The 14533-nt window shown below is 38.1% G+C and carries 7 protein-coding genes; all 7 read right to left on the bottom strand.

All coding sequences use genetic code 11. The annotated features are described in order from the left end of the window. Positions 1–96: 96 nt before the first annotated feature. Positions 97–2595 (bottom strand): zinc-dependent metalloprotease, encoded by a 2499-nt coding sequence (locus tag DW173_RS15615; protein WP_120144732.1) that lies wholly within the window; start codon positions 2593–2595, stop codon positions 97–99. Continuing rightward, complete coding sequence (locus tag DW173_RS15610) at positions 2592–5183, bottom strand: zinc-dependent metalloprotease (protein ID WP_120144731.1); 2592 nt, start codon at positions 5181–5183, stop codon at positions 2592–2594. The genes DW173_RS15615 and DW173_RS15610 overlap by 4 nt, the downstream gene beginning before the upstream one ends. A gap of 132 nt (positions 5184–5315) precedes the next feature. Continuing rightward, entirely contained in the window at positions 5316–7940 is a 2625-nt protein-coding gene (locus tag DW173_RS15605; protein WP_120144730.1) for a hypothetical protein, read from the bottom strand. Between the two features lie 120 nt (positions 7941–8060). Continuing rightward, a complete protein-coding gene (locus tag DW173_RS15600) occupies positions 8061–10085 on the bottom strand; it encodes a metallophosphoesterase (protein ID WP_120144729.1) in 2025 nt (674 codons plus the stop codon). 68 nt (positions 10086–10153) lie between these two features. Next, a complete protein-coding gene (locus tag DW173_RS15595; protein WP_120144752.1) occupies positions 10154–11248 on the bottom strand; it encodes a glycoside hydrolase family 99-like domain-containing protein in 1095 nt (364 codons plus the stop codon). A 12-nt stretch (positions 11249–11260) separates the two neighbouring features. Beyond that, entirely contained in the window at positions 11261–12943 is a 1683-nt protein-coding gene (locus DW173_RS15590; protein ID WP_120144728.1) for a SusD/RagB family nutrient-binding outer membrane lipoprotein, read from the bottom strand. A 12-nt stretch (positions 12944–12955) separates the two neighbouring features. Further along, positions 12956–14482 (bottom strand): TonB-dependent receptor domain-containing protein, encoded by a 1527-nt coding sequence (locus tag DW173_RS15585; RefSeq protein ID WP_233562190.1) that lies wholly within the window; start codon positions 14480–14482, stop codon positions 12956–12958. Positions 14483–14533 lie beyond the last annotated feature (51 nt).

Below are 14533 nucleotides of genomic sequence, written 5' to 3'. Positions count from 1 at the left end.
AACAGAAGAAAAACTTCATTAAAAATATAAGCCAATTAATTCATCTTATCACGAATTAATTGGCTTTTTTATATCTAATCATTTTATAGATTATATCTATTTCCGCAGTGCCTTCTCAATCGTAAACAATCGGTAATCATACTCCTCTTGCATTTCCCGGTTAGGTGCTACTGATTTCGCTCTCGTAAACTCACTTTTCAAATCCAACAGACAGCCATACCAGAATGGAGCCCGTTCAGGAGCAGAAGAATAAGGAATGCTCTCAATTGCCGTCATCCCCCGGTAAGGACAGACAGTCTGAATAGTCAGTTTAGAAGAAGCATTAGCTGTCTCATCTTTCCCTTTCGGCACATTTACATTCGACCAAGAAATGACAAAACTCAGCAATTGTCCCTGTAAGAAACGTTTCCAGTCGTCAGGCTCCTTTCCTGCCCTTGTTTCCTTGAAAAGATGATTCTTCAAATCTTCAACAGCCTGCTGTTGCGTATAAGGGTCACTCGATTTGCTTTCGCTAAGCCAAAGGTTATTGAGCTGTATTAATAGCAAATTGGCGAAAAACTTCTGTGAATAGTCAGCAGCGCTACCTGTCAGCGCACAATGATTCAACAGTTCCCGATTGTCCAACCAGTTCATTTGACTGATAGCTTCCATCATCCACTGGTACGAACGACGTTGCAACTCTTTGGATACCGGTTGATAAGAAGGGTAACTATCCCCTTGATAACTGTCATTCAAATAGATTCCACCAACTTGCTGCAATACATGCTTCACGTATTCATCCGCCTGATTGATAATTTCTCCATATAGTGAGGCTCGTTTTTCATAGTTGAAATCTTCCTTGTCTAACCATTGGTTTGCATTCGCCACTACTTTACCCAAATTCTCAAAAGCAATGGTTGCCGCACGAATAGCATCATTTCCCAAATCCATCTCCATTCCGCGAGGATCATAATAAGCTTTCCTGCTCTGCGGACGTTTAAAAAGCAATAATGGGTTCTGATTCCGTTCAGAAACCAGTTTCCGCAGATCCGGCAATTCTTCTTGCGGTGTTTTCTTATTCATAGGCTGATAAAGATAACGAATCGCCCAATGGTCATATTCTCCCAGTACTTGTTGCGTCAAAGGTATATCAGTACTATAATTATCAACCGAAAGTAAATAGTTCATCGGCAACTTATCCATGACTGACGCAGACAACCCATGTTGTTTTACAAACTCTTTCGATTGGAGCGAATCAACCGGATAAGCAATAGATCCTGCCATATTATCCGTCAACCCCAAACAATGCCCCCAATGCCTCAACAACAACGAAGTCAATGCTTCTTCCACCAAATCTTCATCCGGCATCAATGTACGGGCTTTCTCGTTAAAGGAAGCTGTCTGCAAGAAATAATTCAGCTGAATTTTCGAAGCTAAATTATGAGGGATATAAATATTGGCACTTATTATTTCTCCTGTCAACGGATCACTCCAATAATTATCCGTAATCTGACCGGAAGGTGAAACGACATACCGGATACAAGACTTAGTAATACTGTTGGCATCAAATCCTATATCTTTAGGGTAAGGTTTCACATCTAACGCATTAGAAAAACCTATTTTCTGAAAGCTTTTGTTCCATATCTCAGCGCTACGATACACACACTTCTGCCATTTTTCAGGCAACAGCGTATCCACATAGAAAACAACAGGTTTATCAACAGCCAGGTTCCAGCGATTCACCCAATACTGTATGTTGCTGCCTTGCTCCTTATCCGAAAAATTCACCTTGCCGCTCCATAAAGTTCCGATACGAGGATCAGCCAAACGAGGACAATAATCCCCATCTTCCGGTAATAACATAAAAGTACGCTTCACAACTGCGCTGAAGGGAATATTTTCTGCTATCGGAAAAATACCGAATAATGACATCGCTAATTCATAGCTCATATAGCATGAAATAGATACATTATCTGGATAAGAAGCTATTCCGGATATCATTGATTGTTTCTGTTTGAAAGAGGCTTTACGCTTCACCCAGCCCCCCATCGTATTGTATGCTTTCGGATCAATCGGATTCATGTATTTATCATCCTGAAAAACATAAGATGTAACGTCAATCACCAAAGCGCTGTCCGGAGAATAAGCCTTTATAGAAAACTGATTTAAAATGACATCACTGAAACTTTTTTTCAGCGCATCTCCGATACGGGAATCTTGTTCTGTCACCGGACGGTCCGCTACCTGATATAACCTAACCAAAGAATCGGACCGGCAGAATTTCACTTGTAAAGGTGCAACAGGGCAAAAGCCAACAGATGATTCCTGAGGGTTACTTAGTTTATCGACTACACCTCCCATCAGCAAACGTTTACCCAACACATCTCTGGGTATTTCCATATATACTTTATCGTCTACCCAATAAAGATTCATCAGTCCTTTAGTTTCGACGCTATTCGGTTTATCCTTCAACAGTTTTTCGTATGCGCTTTTGGGTTTAACCTGCTCTATTTTCCCTTTTTTCTTTTTTTTGGCAACAGCCTCCAAAGGAGAAAAGACAAACACACCAAATACTGATAAAAAGAGCAAAAAGATATATTTATTCTTCATAATCATCTGTTTAATGCATTATTCATTTGATGAAGCAATAACTGATAATGAAGCCGCGTATCTTTATCAACATGTTGCTTCCGGCTGTTTAATAAATTACGTATGCGCAGGAAATAACCATAACACATACTATCCTGGTTTTTGGGAATAAAATACTCTGCCATTGGTTCGTCAAATCCAGCCACTGGATTAAACATACGCCCCAGATCGGACGCACAACAACATCCTTTATGCCCTACACCTGTTTTATGATGAAAAGCAGCTAACTGCCCCCATGCATCTTCTTCACTTTTCAATGATTTAGTATCTTTACTCAATCGGATTCCGGCAGTCGAAGCCAGGTGTTTGATAAACAAATTCTGCAGTTTCATTTGAGCAGCACTTAATTTACGTCCTTGTATAGTAGGATTCCATATATATGTATAAATATCATTCATACATTCATCAACATCATATCCTTCTTCTTTACCGGCTTTTAATGCCGAGAATTCTACCCGGGCAGGAGCTTTCATCAATAATTTCATCATTACATCCCGCAAAGCCTCCGATGGCTTCCCTACCATAGGCAGTACCTTCAGCACATTTTCATCATCCAGCCAATCCAAGGTCGCCAATTGCTCCAAAAAGTAATTCATTGCCTCTTTCTGCTTCTCTTTAGGTTCAACCTGCAAGGCTTCCACCTTATCACCAACCAATTTTTCATGCAAATAGATTCCTCCTATATTATGATATACATGCAACATATAAGTCAGATATTGCATGATTATACCATCGTAAATATCCGACCGATGTGTATAATCCACATCTTCTTCTCCTAGCCATTGATTCAGATTAGCCAGAATGTATTTCAGATTTTTCACTCCATATCGGGTTGCTTTCACTGCATCATCACCCAAATCTTCCGTTTGAGAACGAGGGTCGAGTATATCCGACTGCTGCTTGCCATACCGATATACAGGATTATCTGATAAATCCGTAATCCACTTCGAAGTGATGGCATATTCCTCTTCCGGAGTTTTAGCTTCCGGCACAGGTGTATAATTCCAGCGAATCAGATAATCGTCATACAAACCAAAATATGGCGGCATCATACGTACTCCCCGTTCCATATCACCAGGTTGTGCCACATAATTAAAACGCGCGTAATCCATAATGGAAGTGGTAGTACCATGCTTCTGCGTAAATGAAGGAGAACGGAGCGAATCTACGGGAATTACGGAAGAAGCACTCATATTATGCATAAATCCCAAACAATGACCCACTTCGTGAGAAACGACATAACGTAAAGCATCGTCCATCACCTCTCTTGGAATTACTTTATGACGTACACGCTTATCGGCTTGAGCAGTTTGAATAAACAGCCAATTATTCAACAATTTTATGACGTTATGGTACAGATATACCGAAGCATTCAATATTTCTCCACTACGAGGGTCAACCCACGATGGTCCCATTGCATTCTCAATCCCTATCGGAGCATAACGGATACATGAATATTTCAAATTATCCGCATCAAATTCCGGATCGTCTTTCGGAAATTCTTTAGCCTGGATAGCTTGTGTAAAACCGATTTTTTCAAATGGCTCATTCCATTGATTGACAGCTTCAAATATAGATGCTTTCCAACTTTCAGGAAAACAACTGTCTACGTAGAATACAATCGGTTTAATAGGAGTCACTTTCTTCCCTTCAATATAACCTCTCAAATCTGAAGGTTCCAAACGCCAACGATTTGCATAATAGATAGAACGAGTTGTCTGTTTAGCAGCTGAATATTCATTTTTCATTGTAGGAAAAATGCCAATTCTGCTATCCATCAATCGGGGACGATAAGGAATCGTATCCAATAATATAATCGAACGGGTTACCTTTGCGGTCAGAGGTTCGTCTTTTATGTCTTTCCCTTTGCCCCCAGTCAACGAATAAGTATAATTCAAGCAACTACGGACTGATATGTTATCTTCAAAAGCCTTAAAACCATCAATAAATGATTTGTTACTTTGAAATGAGGTCAAACGTTTACGTCCCCCTGATGTATTCACGCTGTATTTATCGAACGGGGACATTAATTTATTGTCACTTACAAAGAAATCGGTAACATCAAAAACAACTGCCGTACTGTCGTTATTATAAGCCGAAATATCAAATACTTGCAGAATGGCATTCATATTACTCATCTCAATAGCTGCCTTCAATCGGTGACCATTGTCATCACCCACATTATTGGTCTGCACTGCCGACAAGCAGACTTTATTATTCAATTTCTCAAAACGAAAATGAAGAGGTTCGGTAGGTTTCGAACCAATAATAGCATTCTTATTATCACTAATTTCTGTTACTGTAGAACCTAGTAACATATCACGTTGCAACATTAATAAGGGAAGTTCAAAATAAACTTTCTCCTTTACTTTATGTACAGTGATAAAACCTTCTGCTTTTGAATGATTAGATGAGAACAGTTTATCATAAGCAGTTTTTTCTTTCTCAACAGACTCCTTCTTTTTTGACTTTTTGCGTTTAAAAGAAATAGCATTTGCTGATACACTCCCTCCTAGTATAGAAAACACCAAAAGAGCCACCCAAATTCTTTTCATTTTGATAATAGTGTTAATTCATATTCTGTAATAGGATACAAATTTAAGAATTATAAAGAATTAACTCCAATAAAATCGACTTTTCCTCCAGAAAAACTACACAATATTTTTTGTAATACATCAACCTATAAATTACACTTCACTTATAAACTGCTCAAAACTATATTTAAAATCCTCATTCAATATTAGCTTATACTCCTTGGTGAATTGATCAAATGCAGTATATGCCATTCCCATACGTTTCAAATCCACTAAAGCACGGCACTTAACGCGAACAGACTCTTCATCTAATGAATCAAATCGCAGAATACAATTTGAGATTTGTATTCTCAAGTTATCATTTCCTACAAATTGCTTGCTATCTCTTAACCGACTCAGAAGATCAATCATTGAATCGGAATAATCTGCTTTAAAACTATCTACCCAATCAAATTGCATATTAGGAAGCAATTGACCAAATGAAGCCAGACTCAATAATTTTTCTAGATCTTCCTTATGGACCACATCTAAAGGCGCCATCTTTTGCATCAATTGATTTGCTATAGTATAATCATTATATACATGCCCCTTATTAAGAAAGTACCAATAACCATTTGCTGATGATATCTCCGTATCTCCTACCTCTTCCAACAAAAGACGTATCTTACGTATATTTACACTACGGTTATTAGAGAAACTCTCCTCGGACTTATCATACCACAACAATTCTTTTAACTTGATATTAGAAATCCCCTTATTATTCTGATTGGAATAAAGAATAATAACAGATAATAATTGACGCATAATAGGCGTAAATTTTCCGGTAATGTCTTTTAAATCCCGATTAATAACCTGAAATCCGTTTAGCATATAAATTCCTGGTGTGGTGTTCAATACAGGAGCTTCAAACGAGGAATATAGGTGGTCATTTTCTTGAATTTCTTTTTCACTATTTATATCTGAAACAACCCCTTCTTCTTTTTCACAAATATCTTGTTGTGAAATAGATATAGCTTCTTTCTTATCATGCTTTCTGCTATTCTTTAATCTCCACCCAATTCCCCCTAAACCTGCTACACAAATACATATAAACAGTAATTTCCACCAAGTCCCCCTGTTTTCCTGTACTGTTATATTTTGAATAGGCAACACTGGAGATGCAATAGAATAAATATTAGCTTCATAATTATTCCCCTCTACTTGGTGAACTGTTACAGCGTAATAACATTTTTCTGAAGCAAGATAAATTAAATCTGCATGAGAATTAACATCTAAGAAAGTATAAGGTATTGTATCACCTAAAACAGTTTCTTGTCCATTCTCCAAATTTAAATCTTTCAAAACTAGAGAAGATAGAAAACGACCTGAAGAAAAAAACAATCCTTTTGCATGTTCACCTTTTTCTATTTCATCAACTATCAACGTAGAAGCAGCTACCTCATCACAAAGATTCTCCGGCATAGCCCACTTTTTTTCCAAAGAATAATCATTCAAGTTCAATTTATACAAATCCTTATAATGAACGACCCCATACTCCTGTTTGCCCAAGTCATTTCCCAATCCTCCATAAATATAAACCAGCGAATCGGTCTTCCCTATGGCACTCAAATAGCGAGGAGTAATCACATCCGGCAACTCTCCCTTTATCACTTCACCCGATAGAGATATTCTATTCAACTCACGGGTATACAAATGAAATCCATATCCCAGAATTTGTACAATTGATGAATCTTTTGGATTGAAAAACCGATTATGTTGTGTATAAGAAGACTGCCTTTTCCGTTGGATAGGAATAGACCAACTTTTTGTTTGAAAATTGAAGAAAGACAAATTCTCCCCATCAGGCTTCTCAAAGTCATAATAAACCAACTGACTACCTTTATCTTTCAAAGGAACAAAAAGAAACTGGTTAGTGATCCGATTTACATCAATCAATGGCGAGAAAACATATTCTTTTGTTGTACTCCGTATTAAATCATATTTGACAATACGATCTTTTGCAATAAAATAACATGCCGACTGATCTTCACACGGGACAGGAAAAGTCTTGGATGAAAAAGATAACGTTTTCTTATGTTTCCAATACATATGACTATTAATAATCCATTCCGGATTTGATATAAAAGCTGTCATCTGCCGAAACTTGTCCTGAAGCAAAGTGTCAGATACTGCTTGCTCCAACGACCATTCATATTTTATGCTCCCAGGTTCCAGACCGATCTGTACATCTTTCAAAATAATAGGTGCCACGTCCGAAGTTGTGTAAGAAGCTAATTTATTAGCACCAAAGCAGACTTTAACAGAATGATTATCCGGGGCAGCAACTTTCTCTTTAGAAATAAGAGAACCATTATTTCTGACATATAACGTATCATTTTTATACTCCAATTCTATCTTTATCCTATTCCACTCATGAATATCGATAGTCGCAGAAGAATGTATCTTTCCTAAATATTGCTGGTCTTTAATCAAACACAAATAAGGCTCTTCGTTCACAGGATTAACCAATATCAGATTGAGGCTATTTTTATTGTCAACAATCATACGGCATACATAACCAAAATGCTCGCCTTTTTCCCTAATCTTCAAATCAAAAGAAACAGATAAATAATCTTTGAATCTCACTCCCTGATTGCCGGACGGTATGATGAATGAAGTACGTTCATCTTTTGAATATTCATAAGCACGAAAAGAAAGGCCTCCGATATTTTCACCACCCCAAGTGACTATAGTCTTCGAGATAAATAAAATATAAAATAACAGTCGGATATATTTCATAGCAAAAGCTTATTTGAAGCAAAGATATAAAAAATATGTTTTTTCAATCTTAGGATATTAAAATAATATAGTTACTCTGCACCAATAACGAAATATATCCGGCTATTATACTCCACATCCCTATCGAACCGGCATCCGGGACGAACGCAGTTCTCCTCTCAAATATTTAGCAGCTTCACCTGCCAGCCAAAGATAATGATCGGGTGCTTCTCCTTCATAAGTTATAAAAGAACTTTCACCCACCGGAGGTGTATTTGTACATTTAAAGAAAGCTGTCCCCTCATCTATCTCATCAAACATTGCCAAATAAAGGCTTTCTGCTCCTGCATCTACAGCACCTTTTACCTGTTTCCAGAAGAAACGTCCCCCTAATCTCGGAATCATGTTTTGCGGAGCATCCTTTTTCATGTTATGCCAACTAAAGCCCGGAAACAACACCGGTATATAATCTTTACCATTCGCTTTGCACCACTTTATATCTTCCTCTATCGATTTACGATATGGCTCATACGTATTATTATCAAAACGTCCTACCAACCATGGATGGACAATATCCGCCTGTTTTACCAGTTCAAGTAATCTCGTATCAGAAACAGCATCTATCGTTAATGTCCGCCAATGAGTAGGTACACCTACCAATATGGAACAACCTTCACTCTTCAGGAAATCAATGATTTTCTTTACCTGCTCATATCCATATTTACGGCGATCATTAAACCCTATTCCCCAAACAGCAACTAACGGTTTACCATGATGATAAACATAATGATTGTTGTTCCGGGAAACTAGTTTATACTTCTCACACAGCTCTTTCCAGTCACGTATCAATATATCTTCTTCACCGGCTTCCATACCGGAAAGGTCATACATCAGGCAAATTGCCCGGTCATACTTTTCCGCCGAAAGAACAGCATTATTCAGTATCTTATTATAATTATCCTTCCCTTTCTGATTTCGTATAGAAACAACAAAACGTTGCATAAATACCCCATCAATTCCATATTGCTTCATCCATTTAAAATGCAGATCTGTAGTAGAAGCATCATACGAACTAAAAACCTTTGCTGGTGTCTCATCAGGTAACTTAAAAGCCGTTTCATAGGTTTTCTCATATTCAGAAACATCCGGCCAAAGATCAATGGTACACTTGCCCGGTTTGAACTCTTTTTCTTTTTCAAAATGTTTCCAACCCAAACCAGCACCGTCTTCAGGAGTATTAAACCAACCCTGATACCCTGCCATCACTAAATTCTTTATTGATTTGAAACGGACACGACTCATCGACTCCGTCGTTTTTGTCGCCGGATCAGACATCACCACCTCTTTAGGAAGTTGATTTAAGGCAATAAATTCACTGATAAACCGATCCGGATATACTTTCACAAGATTCATCCCTTGATACCCTGTCCCCAGCACCTTTCCTACCGGACCTATCGTTATCATTTCCATATCGTCCACCTTTCCATAAGCATTGTTATGTAAATGCCCCGCAAATATTGCGTTTACTCCATATTTCTGAAACAAACGCACATATTTCTCTCGCATAGGCAAAGAGAAATTCGAATAATTCACAGGTTCATCCATCCGCTTTAGAAAAACAGAGCAATGGGTAAAAACAAACTTGAATCTGGCATCCTTCGTTTTCTGTAATTCCTGTTCCAGCCACTTAAATTGAACTTCTTCCCTCTCCTTGTCCTCCTCTTTTATTATATTTGAATCAATACCTATAAATGCACAATCACCATACCTGAATGAAAAATGGGTTTCTCCGTAGTTTTTTTTATAATTATCTATAGAAGCTCGGCTGACCTTACCTATATCGTGATTTCCCGGAATCATATAAACCTTTACTGAAGAGTCTATTTGAGCAATCATCGACTTATAAGCAGCAATCTGTTCCTTACTCTTCGAATTATTTACAAAATCACCGGTTATCACCACAAACGGAGGTTTTAACTGATTTATAGCTGTCACAGCCTTATTCATAGCCTCTGTTTCTGCCGAAATACTCTTATTATTATCCATGAAGCCAAATTGGGGATCACTTAATTGCAAAAAGAAAAAGGGAGCAGAATCCGCAGCTATCCCATGAGATACAAAAACAGCCAAGAGAAAACAAACGACCGATATTATTTTCTTTCTCATAAATTATTTATTGTTATCACGAGATACGACGATCTGCCTGATGTGTCGTATCCCGTTATTAATAACTATTACTTCTTAAATTGATTTCTGGTTATCTTCAGAAATTCTGATTTGTTTTCCTCCGTCGGTTCCAAATTCGTTCCTTTCTGGTAATTATTCCATGAATTGACTAACACAATGTTTTTACTTCCGATATTCCGTTTAGCCACATTACAGAAATTAATATAATCAGCAGTCTCTCCATCTTGCCCGAAAGTATATTTATAACTTGAAGTTGAATTGATACGGTCATTATAAGAAGGAAAGATACAAGGAACAAAGTCTGTATTCCATTTGGCTATTGTAGCCTTCCAATTGGCCCAATTCAAATCAACAAAACTGAAAAAGGCATAATAACGGTCATACATATTCGTTGACCAGTCGTTCACTGTCACTCCATCAAAAGAAGCAATCTGATGTTCCTCATAATTCACCGGAGCTACCCAACCGGTAGTAAATTCTCCAATCGTATAAAGATCATACCCCAATTCTGATACAGCCTTCTTTAATGCCGGGATGACCAAAGAATAATCAATACTCTTCAATGCAGAAGAAGAAAGGTTAGACGGAGTTATTAGAATAACCGGTCTTCCGTTCATTTTATAATAGGCCTCATCATTAAATAAAGGCACTAAAGTATTCGTAAAGTCATTGATCATCTTATTCAAATTCTCTTCCTCTTGAAGCGGTTTGTCATTAGATACTTTCAGATGTTTGGTGTTATAATTGATCACCAAGCGGACTTTTGCATTGGTTGCCGTACGTACAGACTTAAAGTTTGTAATCAATGTATTATCTGCTGAAGCAGCATCCCAAGTAACTATCAGAAAGTCCAAGGCAGCCTCATCCGCCCAAGCAAGCTGTTGCTGTAACACTCCACTAGTTGTAGACAAATATTCACCCAACAAAGGAGTACCGGCATATATTTTCTTACCGGACTTTAACCAGCTGGAAGAGGAAGTTATATTGGTATAATAAGCACCGACTATCGCATCCACAGGTAAATCCGTCTGTGGTATATCATACACATATTTGCTCTTATCAGGAGCCAAATGATCGTCTTTATCACAAGATACAGCTAACAAAGCGATGAATCCGAGCAATATAATAGTTATCTTTTTCATATCCTTCATTTTTTAATTATTCGTCAAATAAGGGTTAGTCTTAGTCGGCAATGCAAACCATAACTTAGTCGACATTGCATCTTGTCCACCATCGAGATTTGCAATACCTTTCGTCAATTCATATTCATTGTTTGTTTTCTCGCTATCGGGATATACCAATCGCTGTGGAATATAAGCATAAGGATTATCCTTGGTGCCGGCATTCACAGCACCATATCCGGTTTCCGGCTGGAAATGCGGCGGAAATTCCAATACTTGGCTACGGCGAATCAGTGTCCACGCATCCAACGATTGATAAAACATAGCTATATATTGCTGCATGATAATCTGACGATAAATCGGATCAGGTTCATCAGAAGTAATAGCAGAAGATACAATGCCGATAAAATCTTTATAATAATCTTCACCTTCTTCTGTGACTGTGAGATCTGTCAATGTATTCCATTTAATTCCTGGAGTCTGAAGATAATTATTCACTTTTCCACCATCTACGCCATATTGAGCCATTGAAGCGTTCACACCCGCATTGTAATAAGCCTCGGCTGTTTGCGAACCACTTCCCAAACCTTTATGAACCAATTCACTTTTCAACAGGCACACTTCTGCATAATTCATAATTACCTCTTCATAACTTTGCTCCGTGAATTTATCCTGTAATTGAGAGTAATCATCAGCCGTCTTTCCACTATGCGGATTGGGAGACAAGCTGACTCCCGAAGGCAAATTAGAAACTTTCGGTTGTCCCCAATAAGGTGCCCAATGGAAGTTATCAGGCATAGAAGCAGCATTGGCAGGAGTGAAAAATTTCTCCAACCGCGGATCAGCATAGGGAGCCATATACATCAGAATCGATTCGCCGGCAGAGTGAAGCTTATCCAAATTACTTTCACGGTTGATGACCAGATAATCATAAAAATAATTTCTTGTATCTGCATTATCTCCCCATTGCAAAAGACAATTATCTTCATTACTTGTCATCAAGTTCTGTTCATTTTCCATAAGTTCATCAATCACTTCAGTCGCTTTCGAACGGTCAGCATTACAAATACGAACGGCCAAACGCAAACGTAGTGAATTGGCAAACTTCTTCCATTTCAATAAGTCGCTGGATTTCTGTCCTGAAGGAAAAATAGGGTCTGCTTTATAAACATCTCCATCCATCTTCAACCCGTCGGCACATGCTTTCAAATCATTCAGCATAGCATAATAAATATCCGATTCCTTATCGTAAGGCACTCTCTCGCCGGCATTAAAAGCCTGACTTTTAGGAATACCTCCCCAAATAGAAACTGCTTGTGAAAAAAGATAATTTTCCCATATTTTAGCAATAAGTACACGATTGTGATATTGCTCGTCATTTTCCATTTGCGTTTGTATAAAGTGAACAGGAAAAATAGCATAGTTATATACATTCTTCCAATATGAATCATTGGTTGAACCTTGATTTCCATACCGTTGTACCTGTCCACCGGTAGCTCCACCATAATAATGGCTATAGTTGGCCAACAACACTTTTTTCATACTTCCGCAAAAAGCATTCAGCGTATAATAAGAACTCGTATTGAACAAATATTCAGGATTAATTTCATTAAGTTCATTGGGATTGGCATTGGCAGATTCAAAGTCATTCGTACACGAAACGAAAGAAATGGCCATTGCAGCAAAACCGGCTAATAATATTTTAATCTGTTTCATAATATTCTATCTTTAGAAGGTTAGTTTAATATCAAATCCGACAGAAGATACGGGCGGCATTCCTCCATATTCTATACCTTGAGCATTTCCTGATGAAGAAGAAGCCTCCGGATCTATGCCTTTAGGAGTATTTTGATGAAGAATAGCCAAATTACGTCCTACCACAGCCAGTCGTAGACCACTAATCGGCAATTTCTTTAGGATAGACTTCGGAAGACTGTAGGCAACAGAGAGTTCACGGAATTTAATATAGGAAGCATCAAATACAGATCTTTCATCAAAACTAGCATAGCGGTTATTAGGTTTGACAAACAAGAGACAAGGCGTTCCGTCTTCAAAATAAGCGTCCGGATATTGATAACCGGAAGTTGCCTTCGCACTACTCTCACCATAAATCACATTACTCAAATAATATCCTTCACGTCCTTCGGCAGATTCGGCAACAACACCGGCTGTTGTCGCTCTATTCCATGTTCCCGAATAAAGAGTTCCTCCAATACGTGCATCAAACAGGAAACTAACTGTAAAATTCTGGATTCTGAAATTGCTTCCAAAACTTCCCGTCCATTTCGGCTCGGCACAGCCTAAATATTGCGTATTATCCGTTACCAATATTTTACCTGAAGAATCAACTAATTTACGTCCCTGGTCATCACGTTTCCAAGCACGTCCCCGAATGACTCCATAAGGCATGCCTTCTTCCAACATGATACTGACATTACTTGATTTCAATAATTGTACATTAGGATTTCCGTCCACTACCTTAATTACTTTCGACCGATTACGCGCCCAGTTGATATTCGCATTCCATTCAAACAATTTGGTCTTGACGGGAGTAGCAGACAACACAACTTCCCATCCTTGATTACGTACATGACCTGTATTCAAGAATTTAAAACTATAACCGCTAGGCACCGGCAAAGCGACTTTCGTTATCAAGTCATAGGCATCAGAACGATAATAAGTTACATCTACACCCAAACGATTATGGAAAAAGCGGAGATCAGCTCCAAGTTCCAAAGAACGGTTACGTTCCGGCAAAAGTTGATCATTATTTAAAGTTGTACTAATGGTTTGCAAAGGTGAACCATTATAAATGCTACCCAACTTATAGGTTTGATTAATCCGATATGGATCTGTGTCAGAACCGGCATAAGCAAAAGAAGCACGAATCTTACCGAACGACAAGATAGGTGATTTGATCTTAAATGCATCGGTAAAAATAAACGTAGCACCAAAAGAAGGATAAAAATAAGAGCAATTATCCAGTGGTAAAGTAGACGACCAGTCATTGCGGGCCGTTACATCTAAATAAACATAACTATTGTAACCTAATGACACCGAGCCATAAGCAGAACGGATTATCTTCTTAGATTGCAGTTGAGTGGCACTAGGATACTCATTCGAGTTAGAAATATTCTTGAAATCAGGAACCAATATGCTATTCACGCTTTCCGTTCTTTTCTCCGAGTTGCGTTCATATCGGCTAATACCGGCAATGGCATTGACTGATATTTTATGAAATGTTTTATTATACATGCGAATCAGTAGTTGAAATCACTAGCTGATTCAGTTAGTTAAATTGTTATT

The sequence above is a fragment of the Bacteroides sp. AM16-13 genome, assembly GCF_003602705.1.
Classification (GTDB): Bacteria; Bacteroidota; Bacteroidia; order Bacteroidales; family Bacteroidaceae; genus Bacteroides; species Bacteroides xylanisolvens.
Note: the sequence above shows the minus strand (reverse complement) of the source record. Positions and strands in the feature narration are given on the sequence as shown.

Coding starts and splice junctions, on each gene's coding strand:
- DW173_RS15600 (WP_120144729.1), bottom strand. CDS start 10,085: ATGAGAAAGAAAATAATATCGGTCGTTTGTTTTCTCTTGGCTGTTTTT.
- DW173_RS15585 (WP_233562190.1), bottom strand. CDS start 14,482: ATGTATAATAAAACATTTCATAAAATATCAGTCAATGCCATTGCCGGT.
- DW173_RS15610 (WP_120144731.1), bottom strand. CDS start 5,183: ATGAAAAGAATTTGGGTGGCTCTTTTGGTGTTTTCTATACTAGGAGGG.
- DW173_RS15615 (WP_120144732.1), bottom strand. CDS start 2,595: ATGATTATGAAGAATAAATATATCTTTTTGCTCTTTTTATCAGTATTT.
- DW173_RS15605 (WP_120144730.1), bottom strand. CDS start 7,940: ATGAAATATATCCGACTGTTATTTTATATTTTATTTATCTCGAAGACT.
- DW173_RS15590 (WP_120144728.1), bottom strand. CDS start 12,943: ATGAAACAGATTAAAATATTATTAGCCGGTTTTGCTGCAATGGCCATT.
- DW173_RS15595 (WP_120144752.1), bottom strand. CDS start 11,248: ATGAAAAAGATAACTATTATATTGCTCGGATTCATCGCTTTGTTAGCT.